The organism is Curtobacterium salicis, from assembly GCF_011759505.1.
In the GTDB taxonomy this organism is placed as follows: domain Bacteria; phylum Actinomycetota; class Actinomycetes; order Actinomycetales; family Microbacteriaceae; genus Curtobacterium; species Curtobacterium salicis.
The window spans coordinates 439,074-458,532 of sequence record NZ_JAAOYO010000004.1 but is presented as its reverse complement, the minus strand read 5'-3'; the positions used below and the strand labels follow the sequence as shown (position 1 = coordinate 458,532).

The 19,459-nt window shown below is 73.9% G+C and carries 16 protein-coding genes; 8 read left to right on the top strand and 8 right to left on the bottom strand.

Going from position 1 to position 19,459, the window contains the following annotated elements; translation table 11 throughout:
* Positions 1-88 precede the first annotated feature (88 nt).
* Genes E9228_RS14460 through E9228_RS14440 form a run of 5 tightly spaced genes read left to right on the top strand, consistent with a single transcriptional unit; the run spans position 89 to position 5,724 of the window.
* Positions 89-1,492, top strand: coding sequence for a glycerophosphoryl diester phosphodiesterase membrane domain-containing protein (locus tag E9228_RS14460; protein WP_166781226.1), 1,404 nt, complete (start codon positions 89-91; stop codon positions 1,490-1,492).
* Positions 1,489-2,130 carry a DUF4129 domain-containing protein gene (locus E9228_RS14455; RefSeq protein WP_166781225.1) on the top strand — a complete coding sequence of 214 codons (642 nt, stop codon included), beginning with the start codon at positions 1,489-1,491 and terminating at the stop codon, positions 2,128-2,130. Before E9228_RS14460 ends, E9228_RS14455 begins: the two co-directional genes overlap by 4 nt.
* A complete protein-coding gene (locus E9228_RS14450) occupies positions 2,127-3,401 on the top strand; it encodes a DUF4350 domain-containing protein (protein WP_166781224.1) in 1,275 nt (424 codons plus the stop codon). The genes E9228_RS14455 and E9228_RS14450 overlap by 4 nt, the downstream gene beginning before the upstream one ends.
* A complete protein-coding gene (locus tag E9228_RS14445) occupies positions 3,398-4,405 on the top strand; it encodes an AAA family ATPase (protein ID WP_341849901.1) in 1,008 nt (335 codons plus the stop codon). Before E9228_RS14450 ends, E9228_RS14445 begins: the two co-directional genes overlap by 4 nt.
* The gene (locus E9228_RS14440; protein WP_166781223.1) at positions 4,405-5,724 is read left to right on the top strand and encodes a DUF58 domain-containing protein; all 1,320 of its coding nucleotides are present in this window, start codon (positions 4,405-4,407) and stop codon (positions 5,722-5,724) included. Before E9228_RS14445 ends, E9228_RS14440 begins: the two co-directional genes overlap by 1 nt.
* A gap of 31 nt (positions 5,725-5,755) precedes the next feature.
* On the opposite strand, the gene E9228_RS14435 is transcribed toward E9228_RS14440, so the two are convergent.
* Positions 5,756-6,751, bottom strand: a complete 996-nt coding sequence (locus E9228_RS14435) for a stage II sporulation protein M (RefSeq protein WP_166781222.1) — start codon at positions 6,749-6,751, stop codon at positions 5,756-5,758.
* 74 nt (positions 6,752-6,825) lie between these two features.
* Between E9228_RS14435 and E9228_RS14430 the strand changes: the two genes are divergently transcribed.
* A complete protein-coding gene (locus E9228_RS14430) occupies positions 6,826-7,695 on the top strand; it encodes an RDD family protein (protein ID WP_166781221.1) in 870 nt (289 codons plus the stop codon).
* A gap of 37 nt (positions 7,696-7,732) precedes the next feature.
* Here E9228_RS14430 and ahcY read toward each other — a convergent pair whose 3' ends face one another.
* Positions 7,733-9,226, bottom strand: a complete 1,494-nt coding sequence (gene ahcY, locus E9228_RS14425; protein WP_166781220.1) for an adenosylhomocysteinase — start codon at positions 9,224-9,226, stop codon at positions 7,733-7,735.
* A 126-nt stretch (positions 9,227-9,352) separates the two neighbouring features.
* On the bottom strand, positions 9,353-9,580 hold the full coding sequence (locus E9228_RS14420; protein ID WP_166781219.1) for a DUF3499 family protein: 228 nt from the start codon (positions 9,578-9,580) through the stop codon (positions 9,353-9,355).
* A 68-nt stretch (positions 9,581-9,648) separates the two neighbouring features.
* Between E9228_RS14420 and E9228_RS14415 the strand changes: the two genes are divergently transcribed.
* Positions 9,649-10,089: a metallopeptidase family protein gene (locus E9228_RS14415; protein ID WP_166781218.1), complete on the top strand. Its 441-nt coding sequence runs from the start codon at positions 9,649-9,651 to the stop codon at positions 10,087-10,089.
* A 16-nt stretch (positions 10,090-10,105) separates the two neighbouring features.
* On the opposite strand, the gene E9228_RS14410 is transcribed toward E9228_RS14415, so the two are convergent.
* The 5 genes from E9228_RS14410 to manA form a co-directional block, all read right to left on the bottom strand.
* Positions 10,106-11,503, bottom strand: coding sequence for a DUF5719 family protein (locus E9228_RS14410; protein ID WP_166781217.1), 1,398 nt, complete (start codon positions 11,501-11,503; stop codon positions 10,106-10,108).
* Positions 11,500-14,352: a glycosyltransferase family 2 protein gene (locus E9228_RS14405; RefSeq protein ID WP_166781216.1), complete on the bottom strand. Its 2,853-nt coding sequence runs from the start codon at positions 14,350-14,352 to the stop codon at positions 11,500-11,502. Before E9228_RS14405 ends, E9228_RS14410 begins: the two co-directional genes overlap by 4 nt.
* A 75-nt stretch (positions 14,353-14,427) precedes the next feature.
* Entirely contained in the window at positions 14,428-14,760 is a 333-nt protein-coding gene (locus E9228_RS17430) for a WhiB family transcriptional regulator (protein ID WP_425248383.1), read from the bottom strand.
* A 228-nt stretch (positions 14,761-14,988) separates the two neighbouring features.
* On the bottom strand, positions 14,989-15,951 hold the full coding sequence (gene galE / locus E9228_RS14395; RefSeq protein ID WP_166781214.1) for a UDP-glucose 4-epimerase GalE: 963 nt from the start codon (positions 15,949-15,951) through the stop codon (positions 14,989-14,991).
* A 93-nt stretch (positions 15,952-16,044) separates the two neighbouring features.
* The gene (manA, locus tag E9228_RS14390; RefSeq protein WP_166781213.1) at positions 16,045-17,271 is read right to left on the bottom strand and encodes a mannose-6-phosphate isomerase, class I; all 1,227 of its coding nucleotides are present in this window, start codon (positions 17,269-17,271) and stop codon (positions 16,045-16,047) included.
* 66 nt (positions 17,272-17,337) lie between these two features.
* Here manA and E9228_RS14385 point away from each other — a divergent pair, with 66 nt between their 5' ends.
* Positions 17,338-19,440: an acyltransferase family protein gene (locus E9228_RS14385; RefSeq protein WP_166781212.1), complete on the top strand. Its 2,103-nt coding sequence runs from the start codon at positions 17,338-17,340 to the stop codon at positions 19,438-19,440.
* Positions 19,441-19,459: the final 19 nt, after the last annotated feature.

Here is a 19,459-nt window from a genome sequence, read left to right as displayed (position 1 = left end):
CGATAGCCGAGCGCTCGTCACCGCAGGTTTTCCGACAGGATGGTCACGGTCGCGCGTTCCGGCAGCGACCAGGCGAGGGGGCGGTCCGATGGTCGACGACGGTTGGCAGGTCCCGGGGGCGCAACAGCCGCGACCCGGGTCGGTCGGACAGCCGGGAGGCACGCCCGCCTCCCCCACACCGTGGCCGCCCGTCGGCGGCCCGGCCCCACTGCCGCCGGCGTCCCGCCCGGTGATCCCGTTGCGGCCGCTCGGTCTGGGCGACGTGCTCGCGGGCGCCTTCACCGTCTTCCGCCGCAACGCCCGCGTGCTGCTGCTCTGGGCCGTCCTGCTGTCCGGGGTGCTCGGGCTGCTGTCCACCCTCGGGTCGACGGTCGGCCAGCGGGTCCTGCAGAGCCGGGTCCTGTCCGCGGTGGACGGCAGCGGGGACGGCAGTTCCGACACGGTCATCGCCGGCACGGTCACGCTGTACGCGGTCCTGGCGATCGGCCTGCCGTTCCTGAGCACCCTGGCGCGCGGGTTCCTCGTCGCCCCGGTCGCGGTCGACACCGGGCAGCGGGTCCTCGGGCGCCGCGGCACCTTCCGCGGTCTGTGGTCCCTGCTCGCCGGTCGCCGGAGGTCGGTCATCGGCTGGATCCTGCTGCAGCTGGCGGCCGGTGTCGTGGTCGGTGTCGTCTTCGTCGTCGTCGTGATCGCGTTCGTGGCAGCGCTGGCCGCGGGCAACAGCTCGGCGGGGTGGTTCGTGCTGGTGGTCGTCCTGATGGTCCTCGGCTTCCTGGTGCTCATCGCCTTCCTGGCCACGCGCTTCGCGTTCACGGTGCCGACGATCGCCCTCGAGGGGCGCAGCGTCTTCTCGGCTGCCGGGCAGTCGTGGCGGCTCACCCGCGGCGCGTTCTGGCGCACGTTCGGGATCCTGCTGCTCGTGCAGGTGGTGCTCGGGTTCGCCGCGAGCATCGCCGGCATCCCGCTCACGATCGGGGCCACCCTGTTGTCCGGCGTGTTCGACCCGCTCGGGCAGACCACGTCGGCCAGCGCGCCGACGGCCGGCAGCATCGTCGCCCTGGTCATCGGCAGCCTGCTCGTGATCGCCGTGCAGTGCGTCACGGACGTGCTGAGCGCCTCCGTCGTGACCTTCCTGGCCATCGACCGCCGCATCCGCACCGAGGCGCTGGACCAGCGGATCGCGTCCCACCTGGACACCGGGCAGCCCGCCGACCCGTTCGCACCGCACGCGCCGGTGGCGCGCCCGCCCTGGCCGCCCCAGCAGGGCTGGCCACAGCAGCGGAGCTGGCCGCCGGAGCCGTGGGCGCCGCAGCAGCCGTGGGCACCGCAGCAGCAGCAACCGCAGCAACCGTGGGCGCCGCAGCAGCAGCAGCCGCAACAGCCGTGGGCACCGCAGCAGCAGCAGCAACCCCAGCAACCGTGGGCGCCGCAGCCCTGGTCCCCGGAGCCCTGGTCTCCCGAGCCACAGGACCCACCGGACGGCCGCGGATGAGCACCCTCGGCCCCGGCGGAGCGCGCCGACTGCTCGAGCGGGAACTCGCCCACCGGGAGTACCGCGGCGCCCAGGCGACCTGGTGGGACCGAGCCTCGCGGTCGTTCCTCGACTGGCTCGGTTCGCTCGCCCCGGACGGCATCGGTGCGCCGGGCTTCGGCCGCACCCTGCTCGTCGTCGCGATCGTCGTGCTCGTCGCCGTGGTCGTCCTCGTCGTCGTCACCCGGGGGCTGCCCCGCCGCCGTGCACGCCTCCGCCCGACCGCGCCCGGCGGGGTCTTCGACGACGACGACCTCCGGTCCGCAGAGGCCGTGTCCGCCGCCGCCACCGCCGCCTTCCGCTCCGGCGACTGGGCGACCGCGGTCCTCGAGGGGTACCGCGCCCTCGCCCGCGGACTCGGCGAACGGGACCTGGTCCTCCTGGTGCCCGGCGCCACCGCGCGGGCCATCGCCGACCGTGCCGCCGTGCCGTTCCCGCAGCTCGATGACGTGCTGCGCCACGCCTCGGACACGTTCGACGCCGTCCGCTACCTCGGGATCGAGGCCGACGAGTCCGCCGCGCGTCTCGTCCTCGCGGCCGGACGCGCCGTCCGGGAGGCCCGCCCCACCCCCACGGACCAGCCGGCGGTGCCCGCGTGAGCGCCGCCGCCACTGCTGCCGGGACCCTGGACGGGCCGGAGCGGACCGACCGCGGCGTCCGGATCATCACCTGGGTCGCCGTGGTCGTCGTCGGACTGCTGCTCGCGGCACTGACCGCCGCCGTCGGCCGGGGCGACCGTCCGGACGACGTACCGCTCGACCCGACGTCCACCACCGCGAGTGGTTCCCGGGCCGTGGTCCGGGTGCTCGAACAGCGGGGCACCCGGGTCGACGTCGTCCACGACGCGGACGCGCTCGACGGCGGCACGACCGGGACGGTCCTGGTCGACGACTCCGCCCGGGTGCTCGACCGCGGTGTCGCCCGGCGCATCGCCCGCACCGCATCCGACGTGGTCCTGGTCACGACGGACCCGGGTGTCCTCGAGTCGTTCGGGGTCGACGCACGGCCCGCGGGCAGCACCTCGTCGACCCGCGTGGCGTCGACGACGACCTGCCCGATCCCGGCGGCCCGCACCGCGGGCTCCGTCAGTGTCATCGGCGCGACCTACGACACCGCCGACCCCGCCGTGGAGCGCTGCGCCCGGTCCGGCTCCGGCGCGGACACCCGCTGGGGCCTCCTCCGCACGGACACGGCGGACGGCCGGGTCACGGTCCTCGGCACGACGGGCGCGCTGCGCAACGACACCGTCACCCGGGCGGGCAACGCCGCCCTCGCACTCGGGCTGCTCGGCAGCGGCGACCACCTGGTCTGGTACGTGCCGACGGCGGACGGCACCGACGCCGCACCCTCGCTCGGCGACCTCGCCCCGCCGTGGGTGCCGAGCGCCATCGCCGTCCTCGGGCTGGTCGCCGTCGCCGCCGCGCTCTGGAGAGGACGGCGTCTCGGCCCGCTCGTCGTCGAACACCTGCCGGTGGTGGTGCGTGCAGCAGAGACCACTGAGGGCCGCGGACGGCTCTACGCCCGCGTCCGTGATCGCACGCATGCGCTCGACACCCTGCGCCTCGCGGCCCTCCGACGGATCGGGCGGGACCTCGGTCTGCCCCGATCGGCGCACGTGGACGAGGTCGTCCGACGCGCGGCGGCCGTGACGCGACGATCCGCCGACGACGTCGGCGCCGTCCTCGTCGGCGGCAGCACCGGTGACGACCGAGCGCTCGTCGCCGGGGCCGCGGCCCTGGACGAACTCGAACACGCGGTCCACCGAGCACGCGCCGGGGACGTGGGACGGGCCTCCCGGCCTGCACCGACCGCGTCGCAGGCAGACCTGACGGAACCGACCACCCGAACACCACCAGGAGGACGATCGTGACCGACCTGCCCACCACCACGCCCGCCGGACCCGCCGCCGGGTCGACACCCGCGGGCGACCCGCTCCGGGAGGTCCTCGGGCGCGTCCGTGCCGAGGTCGGCAAGGCCGTCGTCGGGCAGGAGGGTGCCGTCTCCGGGATGATCGTCGGTCTGCTCGCCCAGGGCCACGTCCTGCTCGAGGGTGTCCCCGGCGTCGCGAAGACCCTGCTCGTCCGGAGCCTCGCCGCAGCGATGTCCCTCGACACCAAGCGCATCCAGTTCACCCCGGACCTGATGCCCGGCGACGTGACCGGTTCGCTCGTGTTCGACGCCTCGACCGGCACCTTCCCGTTCCGCGAGGGGCCGGTGTTCACGAACGTGCTGCTCGCCGACGAGGTCAACCGCACCCCGCCGAAGACCCAGTCGGCCCTGCTCGAGGCGATGGAGGAGCGCCAGGTCAGCGTGGACGGCTCCGCCCGGATGCTGCCGGACCCGTTCTTCGTCGCCGCGACGATGAACCCCATCGAGTTCGAGGGCACCTACACGCTGCCCGAGGCGCAGCTCGACCGGTTCCTCATGAAGCTGACCCTCGACCTGCCGCCGCGCGACGTCGAGTGGCAGGTCCTCCGACGTCACGCCGACGGCTTCGTACCGCGCGACGTCCGCTCGGCCGGGATCGTGCCCGTGGTCGGGGTCGACGAGGTCCGGGCTGCCCAGCGTGCCGTCCGCGCGGTCGGTGCCCGCGACGACGTGCTCGCCTACGTCGTGGACCTGGCCCGCGCCACCCGCCAGGCGCCGTCCGTCCGCATCGGCGTCAGCCCGCGCGGGTCCACGGCGCTGCTGGCCGCCGCGAAGGCGTGGGCGTGGTTGACCGGCTACGACGCCATCACGCCCGACCACGTCCAGGCGATGCTCCTGCCGGTGTGGCGGCACCGACTGCGGATCGCCGCCGACGCGGAGCTCGAGGGCGTCGACGCCGACGGCGTGCTCCAGCAGGTCCTCGACCAGGTCCGGGTGCCGATCTAGTGGCGCTCTCCGGCCGGTTCGTCGCGCTCCTGGCGGTCGCCGTCGTCCTCACCGTGCTGCTCGGCAGCGGGTGGGGTGCGGTGGCGTGGACCGGCCTGCTGCTGCTGGCGAGCGCCGTGGACCTGTCCCTCGCCGCGGACCTGCGACACGTCCGGGTGGAACGACGGATGCCACGTCTCACCCGTCGCGACGCCGCTGCCGACGGCACACTCGTCCTGGCGAACGACGGCCGTCGGGTCCTCCGCGCCCTGGTCCGCGACATGTGGGAACCCTCCGCCGGCCAGGAGCCGCGCCGCATCCGCCTGACGGTGCCGGCCGGCGAGCGCCGCACCGCTCGGATGCGCTTCACCCCGTTCCGCCGGGGGCGGCGGACCACCACCGGCATCGCGGTCCGGGCGTCCGGTCCGTTCGGTCTGGTCGCCCGGCAACGTGTCGTCCCGTCGCCGGGCGAACTGGTCGTCACCCCGCCGTTCCGGTCGCGCCGGCACCTGCCCTCCCGGCTGGCGCGGCTGCGCGAACTCGACGGTGAGACCACGCTGCAGCTCCGCGGGCACGGCACCGAGTTCGACTCGCTCCGCGACTACGTCCGGGGCGACGACGTCCGGTCGATCGACTGGCGGGCCACCGCGCGCCGCCAGGACCTCGTCGTCCGGACGTGGCGACCGGAACGCGACCGCCGCGTCGTGGTCGTCGTCGACTCCGGACGCGCCGGCGCGGGTCGCGTCGACGACGAACCGCGCCTCGACACGGCCATCGAGACGGCCCTGCTCCTCGGCGCCCTCGCCGCGGCGGCCGGTGACCGGGTCGACCTGGTCGTGCTCGACGACGCCGTGCGCGGCCGGGTCCACAGCGCCACCCGCTCGGACGTCGTGCAGCGGTTCGGCGAGACCCTCGCGCTGGCGGAACCGCACCTGCGCCCGACCGACTGGGCCGCCGTGCCCGGGATCGTCGACGCCGTCACCACGCAACGTGCCCTCGTGGTGCTCGCGACGAGCCTCGCCTCGGTGGGGGCGTCCGGCGACCTCCTCACCGTGCTGCCCGTCCTCGCCCGGCGGCACGCGGTGGTGGTGACCGCCGTCGAGGACCCCGCCGTGGTGCGGATGGCGGGTCCCGGCGGTGGCCGGGCAGGATCAGGATCGGGATCGGGATCGGGGGACGTCTACCGACGGGCCGCAGCGGAGCGCGCGCTGCTCGACGCCGACGGCGTCGCCGACGTCGCCCGTCGCGCCGGGGCGGAGGTCGTGCGCGGCCTGCCGGAGGAGGTCCCTCCCCGCACCGCGGACGCCTACCTCCGCGCGAAGGCCGCCGGGAGGCTCTGACCGCACCGCTCCGGTGGGCGCTCGCGTGGCGTCAGCCGGCGACGATCTCGGTCGCGCCCCGGTCGAAGGCGTCGACGTCCCCGCGCTCCCCCGCCCGATGCGCACGGCCTCCGACGACCCACTGGTACACGAGGACCAGCACGAGCGCCACCGTGCCGATGCCGATCTTCACCGGCCACGGCCAGTCCTGCCGCGTGACGGTCCCCTCGACGATGCCGGACAGCAGCAGGGTGAGCACGAGGCCGATCGCGACGGTGATGAGCGCGCGGCCGTCCTCCGCCAGCGCCTGCGCCCGGGTCCGCTGACCGGGTGCGATCCAGGACCAGGCGATCATCAGGCCGGCGCCACCCGCCAGGAAGACCGAGTAGAGCTCGAGCTGCCCGTGCGGCGCGATGTAGAGGAAGAAGTCCCCGAGCCGACCCTGGGCGTGCATGATCGACGCCGAGACGCCGAGGCCCATCGCGTTCTGCACGATCGAGTACGGGACGAAGAGCCCGGTGATGCCGAATGCGACCATGCTCGCGGCGATGTACGCGTTGTTCGTCCACACCTGCGCGGTGAACGCCCCGAGCCCGTGGTCGGAGTAGTAGTCGACGAAGTCCTGCGTGGCGTACTGCCGGAGCGCCGCGTCCGTGCCGAACGTCGCCACCGCACCCGGGGTCGACGCGATCCAGACCGCCGTGATGCCCGCGATGAGGACGGTGGCGACCGCGACCCAGATCGTCACCCACCGGATCCGGTACAGCGCGGCCGGCAGCTGCAGGGCGAAGAACCGGACGACGGCCGTGGCCGGGTCGACCGGCGTCCCCGTGAACCGGAGACGCGCACGGTGCAGGGTCAGCGACAGCCGGTCCCCGGTCGCCGACCGCGGTGCCACCTGCCGGATGCGGGCGAGGTCCGTGGCGGCCGACTGGTAGTCGGCGAGCATCCGGTCGACGTCGTCTCCCGACCCCGGACGTCGTCGAGCGAGCCGGTCGAGCTCGGTCCACCGCGCGCGGTGGGTCTCCGCGTAGGCGTCCAGGTCCATGCGCTCCCCCTCGTGCCGGCCCGGCCGGGCCCGGTCCCCGACCGCTCGTGGTCGTGTTCCGACAGAATGATCCCATGCCGAAGCGCGCCACGCCCCGGGACCTCGCGGACCGCCGCTTCGTCCGCGCCCTGGACGACACCGACGACGCGCTCGTCGTCGGTGAGGCCGTCGCGCTCGACGTCGTCCCCGCCGGCATCGTGCTGCGGGGCGCGGCCGCACTCCTCGACGCGCTGTGCCTCGTCGCGCTGCTCGTGGTGCTGCTGATCGGAGCGTCCCGGGTCTGGCCGTCCCGCATCGACAGCGCGTGGTCCGCGGCGGCCCAGATCGTCGTCGTGGTCGTCGTGTTCGTGCTCGTCCCCGCCGCCGTGGAGACCGCCACCCGGGGTCGGAGCGTCGGCCGGTACGCCGTCGGCACCAGGGTGGTCCGGGTCGACGGCGGCGCGGTGTCGTTCCGCCACGCGTTCACCCGGGCACTCGTCGGGCTCCTGGAACTCTGGCTCACCGTGGGGTCGCTGGCCATGGTCGTCGCGCTGTTCGGGTCTCGTCCGCGACGCCTGGGTGACCTGCTGGCGGGCACCGTCGTGCAGCACGAGCGCCTGCGACGGTCGGTCGATCCCGTCGTGACCCTGCCACCGTCGCTGGTCGGCTGGGCGGGCGTGGCCGACGTCCGCCGACTGCCGCAACGGCTCGAGAACCGGATCGCGGCGTTCTTCCGGGGCGCGGTCACCGTGCAGCCCGGACTCCGCGCCGAGGTGGCCCGGGCCCTCGCGGCGGAGGTCGCCGAGTACGCCGCCCCGGTGCCCCCCGTGCCGGCTGAGGAGTTCCTCGCCGGGGTCGTCGCGCTACGGCGGTCCCGCGACCTGCGGGCCTTCACCGGGCGCGCACGCACACTGGACCGTGCGAGCGCCGCGGCCGGCGCACGTCCGCCGGGCTTCCCGCGCTGACGACCTCGGCGGCCGTGGCGCCCCCGGCCGGCGCCGCTCAGTAGCGGTAGTGCTCCGGCTTGTACGGACCCTGCACCGGGACGCCGATGTACGACGCCTGCTCGGGTCGGAGTTCGGTGAGCCGCACCCCGAGGGCGTCGAGGTGCAGGCGCGCGACCTTCTCGTCGAGGTGCTTGGGCAGCACGTAGACGCCGATCGGGTACTGGTCGAGCCGGGTGTGGAGTTCGATCTGAGCGAGCACCTGGTTCGTGAACGAGTTGCTCATCACGAAGGACGGGTGTCCGGTCGCGTTGCCGAGGTTCATCAGTCGGCCTTCGCTGAGGACCAGGATCGAGCGGCCGTTCGGCAGACGCCACTCGTGCACCTGCGGCTTGATCTCGACCTTCTCGGCACCCGGCAGCGACTCGAGACCGGTCATGTCGATCTCGTTGTCGAAGTGCCCGACGTTGGCGACGATCGCCAGGTGCTTCAGCGCCAGCATGTCGTCCACGCCGACCACCCCGAGGTTGCCGGTGCAGGCCACGACGATGTCGACGTCGGCCGCGACGTCCTGCAGGCGGGCGACCTGGTAGCCGTCCATCGCTGCCTGGAGGGCGCAGATCGGGTCGACCTCGCTGACGATGACACGGGCGCCCTGACCACGGAGGGCTTCTGCCGCGCCCTTGCCGACGTCGCCGTAGCCGACGACGAACGCGACCTTGCCGCCGATGAGGACGTCGGTCGCACGGTTCAGACCGTCGGGCAGCGAGTGGCGGATGCCGTACTTGTTGTCGAACTTCGACTTGGTGACGGAGTCGTTGACGTTGATCGCCGGGAACTTCAGCTCGCCGGCCCGTGCCAGCTCGTACAGACGGTGCACGCCCGTGGTGGTCTCTTCGGTGACGCCCTCGACGTCGGCGGCGATCCGGGTCCACCGGTCGCTGGACTGCTCGAGCGAGGACGCGACCGTGGCCAGCACGATCTTCCACTCGGCGCTGGCGTCGGGGCCGGCGTCCGGGACACGGCCGGCGGCTTCCGCGTCGGCACCGGTGTGCACGAGCATGGTCGCGTCGCCACCGTCGTCGAGGATCAGGTTCGGGCCACGCCAGGCAACGGGCTCACCGTCGGCTGCGGCCTCGGCGGCCTCGGCACTCCAGTCGAAGACCTGGTTCGTGCACCACCAGTACTCGTCGAGGGTCTCGCCCTTCCAGGCGAACACCGGGACACCGGCGGGGGCGTCGGGCGTGCCGGTCGGGCCGACGGCGACGGCCGCTGCGGCTTCGTCCTGCGTGGAGAAGATGTTGCAGCTGGCCCAACGGACCCGCGCGCCCAGGGCGACCAGCGTCTCGATGAGGACCGCGGTCTGCACCGTCATGTGCAGGGACCCGGCGATGCGTGCCCCGGCGAGCGGCTGCGACGCACCGAACTCGTCGCGGAGGGCCATCAGACCCGGCATCTCGTTCTCGGCGAGACGGATCTGGTGGCGTCCGGCCTCGGCGAGCGTGAGGTCGGCGACGCGGAACGGGACGGCGGTGCGGGTGTCGGTCGGCATGGCGTCAGTCTCCCACGCACCGCCGACCAGGGCGGGAGTGTGGCGACGTGTGTGGACAGCGACGCCGGACGTGCGCACGGTGCAGGAGGACGTGCGCCGTGCCTCCCGTCCCACCGGTCCGGCCCGTCAGGACGGCGGACGCTCCGGCGTCCGCGGCGGCGGGTCCCGCCGGATCACACGCCAGCCCTGTGGGACCCGCAGGGTCGCCGCGTGGCGCGCGCAGAGGTCGTACCCGTGCGGTTCGACCCGGCCGGAGAGCGGTCCGACGACGACCATCGAGTCGGCGTAGTCGTACGTCAGGGTCGCCGAGGCGCCCGCGCCACAGGCGACCTTGCTGCAGATCCGTACGTCCATACCGCAGTCGACCCTACCGGCCGCGCCGCGGGGAGCCCGTGCGGGGTCCCGCCGCGTACGATGGCCGGATGCGCCGCAAGCCCAGGATCGTCACCCCGGTCGACCGTGCACGGGGACGCTCCCGGCACGGCCGCGGCCACCGGTCGAGCGTCACCGGGCCGGAACTCGCACCGGTGATCACCCGGGCCGAGGCCTTCGACCGGATCGTCGGCGACACCGCGCACTACCTGGTCGGCCTCTGGCCGGAGGAACTGGCGGGCGTGGTGTTCCAGGTCGCGGACATGCCCACCGACACCGGGCTGCCGGACGAACTGCCCCGCTGGCGGGTGGAACGCGACGAGCGACGGGTGACGGTGTTCCGGATCCCGGTCGAGCGGGTCACGCACAGCCCCGAGAAGGACGACGTGGACCGTCGGATCGTGGTCGAGACCGCGGTGTTCCGCGCCGTCGCCGAACTCATCGACAAGGACCCGTGGGACCTGGCACCGGACCGCTACCGCCACTGGTGACGGCCGGCAGCGTCGCCTACGGGTAGACGCGCACCGGGCTCGAGACCTCGGTCTCCGGCCGCACCGGGAACCCGGCGATGCCGTCGTCACCCTGGTAGGTGACCCCGGCGACCAGCCCGTCGGCGCCGGTGATCGTGAGCTGTTGCGCGCTGGGCACACTGACCGTGGCCGTCGACCCGGACGTGACCTGGACCTCCTGCGCGTCACCGCCGGAGCGCACCGTGACGGTGGCGTCCTCCCGGGTCGGGTTGACGAGGTTGAGTCGGGCACCGGATCCGGCGGCGACCGCGGTGACCGTGGTGGCGGAGAGCGGCTCGGCGGAGGCGAACCAGCCGAGGTCGGTCCGCCCGTCGTCGGTGGGCGTCGTGGTGCGGGCGCCCGCGACGATCGGCACCGAGGAGTCGATCGTGAACGAGTACCGGCCGTCCGGGAAGTCGTCGAGCGGCACGTCGGTGACCACGCCGGGCTCGGCGGTCGCGTCGACCGTGGTGCCGCCGCCGTCCGCCGTGGTGATCCCGAGGGTGACCCGGGCGACGGCCGTCCCCGGTACGTAGAGCCGGAGGACCGGTGCCGCATCGGCGGTGTCCTCGCCCCGCTGCGCGCCCTCGGCGTCCTCGAGCACGACCGCGGGGATCACCTGCTGGCGGGACGGGGCCGCCCCGCCGGAGACGATGTCGAACCCGCCCGGGGTGAGCGTCCGGACCACGGTCTCCTGCATGTGGGCGACGATCTGCCCGCCGGAGGAGGTCACGTGCACGACGGTCGAGCCCTGGTCGGTCACGAAGCCGGACAGCGGCACGACCTTCTGCGAGTTCGGTGCGACGACGATGCCGGAGGTCCCGGGCGCGCTCACCGTCCCGCTGGTGTCGGCGATGGTCAGGTCGACGGTCGCGTTGACGTCCGTCGGGTTGGCGAGGGTGACCAGCGTGGTGCGACCGGTCTCGGTCGACCCGCCGACGAGCCACGTCGACTGCGACGGGTCGTCACAGGAGGCTGCCCCCACGCCGACGACGTCACCGTCGGACACGCTCTGGTAGCTGCTGCCGGCGACCTGCGGCGCGGTGTCGCCGGCCGGGGCGGTGAGGAGCGTCGGGTCGCTGCTGCCGGTGCTCGACCCGTCGAGGTCGCTACGGTCGACCCGGTCGCCGGTCGTCGCGGTCGCGATCTCCGGCGAACCGATGGTGCTCGCCCGGGTCGCGTCGTTGCCGGCGTCGTCGGAGAGTCGCAGGGCACTGCCGGCGCAGACCCGCTCGGCGGCCGCCGGCACCGGGGTGACGGAGCGTCCGGCGGGGTGTCCCGGGTCCTCGGTGGTGCCGAGGGTGTGCGCGGCGGCGATCGTGCCCGCCGCGACGATCACGGCCACGGCGGTGGCGGTGCCGCGGAGGGCCCAGCGGCGCGCGGTGCTCGTGCTCATTCGTCGCGCTCCTCGTCGAAGGTGGTGGCGGGTTCGTCGGCCTCGATCACGTTCGACGTCGCTCGACGTCGGCGCGGTGCCGTCGGCACGGCGAGCAGTGCGGCCGCGCCGAACACCACGCCCATGACGACCAGGTACAGCACGTGCGTGGCCTTCGCGGCGGCCGAGCCGGTGCTGGTCCGGTCGACGTCGCCCTCGTAGTGGAACAGGGCGCCGTTGGTGGTCTCGCCGATGCTCGTGAAGCGGGCGTCCTGGCCGATCGCGCCGGCCGCACGGTCGTGCACCGCGCGCGCCTCGGCGTCGTCCGGGGCGTCGTCGAGCAGGACGAAGCTGATGCCGAGTTCGCCGAGCGCGGGTTCGGGGTCGTACCCGCTACGGCTCGCCAGGTTTCCCGCGAGCGTGGCGAGACGGCTGCCCGACCGGCTGAGCGACAGTGCGGTGGCGTCGAGCGTCGACTGGTCGTCGAGCGTGGAGCCCTGGCCGCGCTCGAGGGCGACGGCGAGCGAGCCGTCGGTCTGCGGCTGCACGACGAGCGTGCCGACGTCGGGGTTCGCCTGCGCCTCGGCGTTCACGTAGGCGCTGAGGACCCGGCCCGAGGTCGGCTGGATGGCCGCACGGTCCAGGTAGAACGCGGCGAACGCCGGGGCGACCGCGACGGCGGCGAAGACCGAGGCGACGAGGCCGACGACCGGGGCCAGGCGGGGCACGGTGTCGACGCCGATGCACGCGGCGACGACGATCCCCAGGGTGAACACCGAGAGCGCGCTGCCCGGCCAGACGATGGTGGTGGTCGAACCGACGCCGGTCACGGCCAGGTGGGTCGCCCCGAACGCGGTCGCGTAGCCGAGGAGGGCGGCGACGAGCGCGGTGCCGGCGAGCGACCACCGGTGTCCGAGGACGGCTCCGACGGCGCTCGCTGCGACCGGCAGCGCCAGCACGGCCATGACGACCGGCAGGACGGCGTCCCCGAGGCCGAGCGGGGCGACGGCGGTGAGCCAGCCGTTCCAGTCCGGGAGGGGCTGCCCGATCGCGAGCTGCAGGGCGCTCGGGGCCGGCGTGGCCGACGGCGCGCCGGGGTCCGCGAAGACGGCGAGCGGGTTGCCGCGGGCGATCTGCGCGAGCACGAGGGGGACGAACAGCACGGCGGCCGGCACCGGCACGAAGACCCGTCGGTGCGCGTGCCGCCAGCCGACGACGAGGGCGACGAGCCAGCCGATCAGGAGCACCGGCAGCAGCGACGGGGCCGACGCCGCGACGACCGCGAAGAGCAGGGCCGCACCGGACGCCGACGCCCACGAGCGGTGTGCCTCGACGAGCGTGAGGAACAGCCAGGGCAGCAGCACGTGGGCGATCACGGCGCCGAGGTGCCCGGTGGTGACGCCCCCGACGAGTGCCGGTGCCACCGTGTAGAGGACGGCGCCGATCACCGGCACCCAGGTGCGGGTCGTCACCTTGCGCACCGCGGCCCACGCGCCGAGTGCGGCGAGCGGGAAGGACAGCAGCATGACCAGGACGATCGAGGTCGACGGCGACCAGAACGTGATCGAGCCGAGGACGGCGAGCACCGCGGCGAAGGGGTCGGAGGGGCCGGTGAAGCCCGTGCCGAGGGAGTGCCACCCGTACCCGACGTTCCGCCAGAGCTCGCCGACGTCGGTGCTCAGCGGCAGGAGTCCCCCGCCGGTGAGCGCGGGCGACCCGAGCAGCGGGAAGAGCGTGACGACGCTGAGCACGACGGCCGCCAGGACGACCCAGATGCCGCCGTCCGCCAGGAACGACGCGCGGGCGATCGGTGCGTCCTCGACGCGGGCGAGTTCGACGTCGCGGGACGTGGTGCGGTGCTCGTGCACGCGGCGCCAGCTGACCCGGAGCGGTTCGATGGCCGCCCAGCCGGTCTTCCGGTTCGCCGCGAGGGTGCGCCGCGCCCGTCCGACCCCGCCACCGAAGGCGACCGCGAACGCCGCGGCGAGCTCGCCGCCGACCGCTGCGGGGTGCTTGGCGACGAGGTGTCCGATCGCGCGACCGAGTGCGAAGGGCACGAGGGTGAGCCAGTGGATCCAGAGGACGCCGGCGGATGCGTACGTGAGCCGTCGGTGCAGCTGCGCCTGGCGGTGCATCCGCACACGGCGACGCTCGGACACCTTCGCTCGGCCGAACTCCTCGATCGGGCCGGCGCTCGTGGCCCGGGCCTCCGGGACGACGGCGACACGGTGTCCGGCCAGTCGGGCCCGCACCGAGAAGTCGAGGGCTGCGTCGACGTCGGGCAGCGCCGGGTCGAAGCCGCCGAGGCTGTTCCAGACCGAGCGACGGACGAGCATGCCGCCGGCGGAGACGCCGAGCACGTCGGTGTGACGGTCGTGCTGGCCCTGGTCGAGCTCGTCCTGGACGAGGGTGATCGAGCGCCCCATCCGGGTCATGCTCTCGCCGAACGCCGCGATCCGGGCCGGGTCGTCGACGTTGACGAGCTTCGGGCCGGCGATCGCGACCGAGGGGGCGATCTCGACGGCGGCGAGGAGTGCGGCGAGGGTGCCGGGAGTCGGACTGTTGTCGTGGCCGACGAGCCAGAGCCACTCGTCGACGCCGTCCTCGGCTGCGGCGCGGGGTGCGACCTGCTCGCCGTGCCGGACAGCTTCTCCGAACGGCCGTCCGGGTGCGATGCGGGAGAGCTGGGCGCTGCCACCGAAGGAGAGTTCCGAGGTGGACCCGTCGGTCGAGCCGACGTCGACCACCACGAGGCCCTCCGGCGGGCGCGTCTGCGCCGCCAGGGCGTTCAGGGTGCGGTCGAGATGGTCCGACCCGTTGGCTGCGACGAGGATCGCGGTGACGCGGGGCGAGGAGGCACTGGGCTGCATGACGGGAGCGACTCTACGGGCCGGGAGGCGCGGTGCCGGCCGCGCACGGCGGCGCGGCGTGAACCTGTGGAGACCTCAGGCGCGCTTGCGGAGCTTGCGACGCTCGCGCTCGGAGAGGCCGCCCCAGATGCCGAAGCGCTCGTCGTTCTCGAGCGCGTACTCGAGGCACTGCGATCGGACCTCGCACGAGGTGCAGATCTTCTTCGCCTCGCGGGTGGAGCCGCCCTTCTCGGGGAAGAACGCCTCCGGGTCGGTCTGCGCGCAGAGCGAGTCGACCTGCCAGGAGAGCGGGTTCTCCTCGTCGGCCTCGGTCGGCCGTCGGACGCCCGGGACGCCGAGCGCGACGGGGTCGACGTGCCAGTCGTCCGGCACTCCGGCTTCGAAGTCGGATGCGCTCACCCTGATCACCCCTTGACGTCTCGGTTCGGACCCTGACGACGATGTCGTCGGTGTAATTACATCGGTGTGATTACCCGGAGTCAAGTCGCGGATCATAGAAGCCCCTCCGGCTTCCGCCGTGGCATGTCCCCCATTCGGGCGTGTCGCGGCGTGTCTGTGGGGCCTTCGGGGGACAGGGACGCCGACGCCGCGCGCCCCTGTCCGGGCCGGACGCGGGGCGCGACGGGCAGACGGCGTCTACGCGGCCCGCTGCCGGGCCTCCCACGCGCTCGTCACCATGTCGTCGAGCGAGTGCCGCATCGCCCACTCGAGGTCCCGCCCCGCGGCCTCGCCGGTCGCGACGATGCGGGCCGGGTCCCCGGCGCGGCGCGGCGCGACCTCGGGCCGGAAGTCGATGCCGGTCCCCCGGGCCATCGCGTCCATGATCTGGCGGACACTCACGCCGTCGCCGCTGCCGAGGTTGTAGGCGCGCTCGAGCGGCTCGCCGGCCTCGAGCTTCCGCGCCGCGACCGCGTGGGAGTGCGCCAGGTCGGCGACGTGGACGTAGTCGCGGACGCACGTGCCGTCCGGCGTGGCGTAGTCGTCGCCGTTGATCCGCGGCGTCCGACCCGCCAGCAGCGCGTCGAAGACGAGCGGGAAGAGGTTGTGCGGGCTGGCGTCGTACAGGTCCGGCTCCCCCGAGCCGACGACGTTGAAGTAGCGGAGCGAGGTCGTGGTGAAGCCCGCGGCGACCTCCATGTCTCGGAGCAGCCACTCGCCGATGAGCTTCGACTCGCCGTACGGGGACTCCGGGGCCTTCGGGGTCTCCTCGACGACCACGTCGACGTCCGGGGTGCCGTAGACCGCCGCGCTCGAGGAGAAGACGACCTTGTCGACGCCGGCGTCCGCCATCGCACGGAGCAAGGTCGCCATGCCGGTGACGTTCTGCTCGTAGGTGTGCAACGGACGCTCGACCGAGACACCCGCGTACTTGAACCCGGCGACGTGGACGACGCCCGTGACGTCGTGCTCGCGGAGCGTGCGCGCGAGGAGCGCACCGTCCAGGATCGTGCCCTCGACGAACGGGACGCCCTCCGGGACGAACTGCCGGAAGCCGCTCGAGAGGTCGTCCAACGCGACCGTGTCGATGCCCGCCGCGACCAGCGCTCGGACGACGTGGGACCCGATGTACCCGGCACCGCCGGTGACCAACCAACTCATGCCGCCACGCTAGCGGAACGGTGCGCGGCGACCGCCGGACCGACGCGCCCCAGTGCGGACGCGCCTCCGTGCGGCCGCGGCTCCGCGCGGGCCCTACGCGCCGGTGGCGATGAAGACCGTCGCGGTGCGTCCGCTGCCGGCGTCGGCCTCCACCGACACGTCACCCTCGTCGGGCGTGATGTAGCAGGACTCCCCCTGGCGGAGCAGCGTCGCCGAGTGCGCCCCGACCAGCGTGACGACGCCCTCGGTGCAGATCGCGATCGACGGGCCCGACAGCGGGGCCGTGCCGCCGGTGGTGAGACCGACCGGGCGTCCGTCGCTCGTGACCCGGACGAGCGCGAAGCCGACGCCCTCCGGGGCGAAGCGGTCGACCACCGGGCTGAGGTGCTCCGGTTCGAGCAGCGGTGCCGGGTACGCCGTGAAGTCGAGGACGCGCAGGAGCTCGGGGACGTCGACGTGCTTCGGGGTGAGGCCGCCGCGGAGCACGTTGTCCGACGGGGCCATCAGCTCGATGCCCAGGCCGTCGAGGTAGGCGTGGATGTTCCCCGCCGGCAGGTACATGGCCTGACCGCGGGCGAGCGTGACGCGGTGCATCAGGAGCGACACGACGACGCCCGGGTCGCCCGGGTACGCGCCGGCGAGGTCCGCGGCGGTGGCGGTGTTCGGCGAGACGGCCGTACCGGTCCGGTCAGCGGCGTCGACGGCCTCCTGCGCCAGGTGTCCGACCGCGCCGATCACGGCCGCGGCCGAGTCGTCGGTCTCCTCGAGCCACCGCACGGTGTCCTCGAGCCCCTGCCGCAGGTGCACGGCCAGCGGACCCAGACGACCGGACCCGGCGTCGAGCGTCTCGACCTCGGCGAGCGCGTCGGCGACCGGGCGGAAACCACTGAGCGCCTCGAACCGCTCGCTCAGGGCGACGACGAGCTCGGGCTTGGGGAACGGGTCCTTGTAGTTGCGGGCGGGGTCGTCGATCGGGACGCCCGCCGCGTCCTCTCGTTCGAAGCCCTCGCGTGCCTGCTCGGGTGTCGGGTGCGCCTGCAGCGAGAGCGGCGCCGCGGCGGCGAGGACCTTGAGCAGGAAGGGCAGCCCGGTGCGGTCGTCGCCGAGGGCGGTCTGCGGCTCGGCGGTGATCCAGTCGAGGACGGTGTCGGCGCCGCCGACCATGGCCGGGTTCACCACGACGCTCGGGCTGCCGGGGTGGGCGCCGAGCCAGAGTTCGGCCTGCGGGACACCGGTGACGGTCCGTCCGAGGAGTTCGGGGATCGCGGAGACGGATCCCCAGGCGTAGTCGCGCGGGGTGTTCGTGATGCCGAGGAACATGGGTCGAGCGTATTGGACGGCGGTGCCGTGCGGCCGCACGGGTCGTTCTTCCGTAGACTTCCCCGGATGTCTGAGACGCCCGCCGCCCGATCCCGCCGTGCCGACGGTACCCGGTGGGACATCCAGGCTCTCCGGGCCTTCGCGGTGCTGGCGGTCGTCCTGTACCACCTGTGGCCGCACCGTCTGCCGGGCGGCTTCGTCGGCGTCGACGTCTTCTTCGTCGTGTCCGGCTACCTGATCACCGGGCACCTGCTCCGCGAGCTGCTCGCCAGCGGGCGGATCGCCCTGGCCCGGTTCTGGTCCCGTCGCGCCCTCCGCCTGCTGCCCGCGGCGTTCCTCGCGATCGCCGCGACCGGGGTGACCGTGTTGCTCGTCGTCCCCTCCACCCTGTGGGGGCAGTACGGGCGGCAGCTGATCGCCTCGACGGTCTACCTGCAGAACTGGCAGCTCGCATCGGACGCGGTCGACTACCTGGCCGGCGACGACGACCCGTCACCCTTCCAGCACTTCTGGTCGCTCTCCGTCGAGGAGCAGTTCTACATCGCCCTGCCGCTCGTGCTCATCGCGACCGTCGCGTCGGTCCGGGTGCTCAGCCGTCGGCGGGCGTCGCCGGCCGTGGTCGTCCGGGTGGTGCTGCTCGTCGTCGTCGGGGCCTCGCTGGCGTGGAGCGTCGTCCAGACGCAGACCTCCCCCGGCGTCGCGTACTTCTCGACCGCCACCCGCGCGTGGGAGTTCGCCCTCGGCGGGCTCGCGGCGACCCTGCCGATCGGCACCGCCGCCTCGCGCCACGGTGCACTGTTCCGCGCCGCGGGCACCTGGGCCGGCATCGCCTTCCTCGTGGCGTCGCTCGCCGTCCTGGACGGTGACACCCCCTTCCCCGGGTCGGCCGCGCTCCTGCCCGTCGTCGGCGCGACGCTCGTCGTGCTCCTCGGCGGTGGGACGGCGCTCGAGACGGTCGGGCGGTGGACGCCGGTGGCGCACATCGGCCGGACGTCGTACGCGGTCTACCTGTGGCACTGGCCGGCCATCGTGCTGGCACCGTTCGTCCTGGGACGTGACCTCGACCTGGTCGGACGGATCGTCGTGCTGGTCGGCTCGCTCGTGGTCGGGACCCTGTCCACACTCCTCGTCGAGGAGCCCTTCCGGTTCGCCTCCCGGGTCCGGAGCTGGCGGCCGCGCCGCGTCGCGCTGACCGCCTTCGTCGCCACGGTCGCGGTCGTCGCGCTGGGCGCCGGCACGCTGACCACCCTGCAGGTGGAGCAGACGCAGGCCCGGGCCGCCGCAGCACGACTCGAGCGCGGCGACGTCCGGTGCTTCGGTGCCGCGGCCGAGATCGGCTCCGCGGACCCGTGCGTGAACCCGGACCTCCGCTCGGTCCGGGTCCCGGCGCCGGCGAACGCCAAGCGCGACGATGCGAACCGCGGCGAGTGCTGGTCCGACGGGGGCGGCCGCTTCGACCGGTGCACGCTGGGGTCCGAGACCGGGTACACGAAGCGCTTCATCGCGCTCGGCGACTCGCACAACAACGCCCTGATCGACGTGTACGAGCGCATCGCCGACGCGAACGGTTGGCGCATCGACGTGGCGGGCCACCCGAGCTGCTACTTCACCGCCGCCCAGCAGTCGGCGCCGTCGGCGGGGCTGCTCGCGAGCTGCACCACCTGGAAGCAGCGGGCGATGCAGTACATCCAGCGGAACGCAGCGGACCTCGACGCCGTGTTGGTCACCCACTCCGCGACGTCGCGCCCGGTGGTCCCGTCTGGCACCACCTCGGCCGACGACGCCACGGTGGACGGCCTGGTGACGGCCTGGAAGAGCGCGACCGACGCCGGTGTGCCGGTGATCGCCGTCCGCGACAACCCCGTGCCCGCCGCGCGCGTCGTCACCTGCGTCGCGGAGATGACCGGTCCGACCACGACCGCGTGCGACCAGACGCGGACGGCGGGCACCGCGCCGTTCGACGGGCAGGAGCGAGCGGCCGAGCGGATCGGGCGGCGCGCGCAGGTCATCGACCTGACCGACCTCTACTGCACGGACACGACCTGCCCGGCGGTGATCGGCGGCGTGCTCGTGTACCGCGACAAGACGCACATCACGAACACGTTCGCGAAGACCCTGCAGCCCTTCCTGCAGCGCGGCATCGAACGGGCCCTGCGCGACGCCCGGTGAGCGGACGTCGGGCGGGCAC

Coding starts and splice junctions, on each gene's coding strand:
- E9228_RS14430 (WP_166781221.1), top strand. CDS start 6,826: ATGCCGAAGCGCGCCACGCCCCGGGACCTCGCGGACCGCCGCTTCGTC.
- E9228_RS14385 (WP_166781212.1), top strand. CDS start 17,338: ATGTCTGAGACGCCCGCCGCCCGATCCCGCCGTGCCGACGGTACCCGG.
- galE (WP_166781214.1), bottom strand. CDS start 15,951: ATGAGTTGGTTGGTCACCGGCGGTGCCGGGTACATCGGGTCCCACGTC.
- ahcY (WP_166781220.1), bottom strand. CDS start 9,226: ATGCCGACCGACACCCGCACCGCCGTCCCGTTCCGCGTCGCCGACCTC.
- manA (WP_166781213.1), bottom strand. CDS start 17,271: ATGTTCCTCGGCATCACGAACACCCCGCGCGACTACGCCTGGGGATCC.
- E9228_RS14405 (WP_166781216.1), bottom strand. CDS start 14,352: ATGCAGCCCAGTGCCTCCTCGCCCCGCGTCACCGCGATCCTCGTCGCA.
- E9228_RS14460 (WP_166781226.1), top strand. CDS start 89: ATGGTCGACGACGGTTGGCAGGTCCCGGGGGCGCAACAGCCGCGACCC.
- E9228_RS14420 (WP_166781219.1), bottom strand. CDS start 9,580: ATGGACGTACGGATCTGCAGCAAGGTCGCCTGTGGCGCGGGCGCCTCG.
- E9228_RS14410 (WP_166781217.1), bottom strand. CDS start 11,503: ATGAGCACGAGCACCGCGCGCCGCTGGGCCCTCCGCGGCACCGCCACC.
- E9228_RS14455 (WP_166781225.1), top strand. CDS start 1,489: ATGAGCACCCTCGGCCCCGGCGGAGCGCGCCGACTGCTCGAGCGGGAA.
- E9228_RS14435 (WP_166781222.1), bottom strand. CDS start 6,751: ATGGACCTGGACGCCTACGCGGAGACCCACCGCGCGCGGTGGACCGAG.
- E9228_RS14415 (WP_166781218.1), top strand. CDS start 9,649: ATGCGCCGCAAGCCCAGGATCGTCACCCCGGTCGACCGTGCACGGGGA.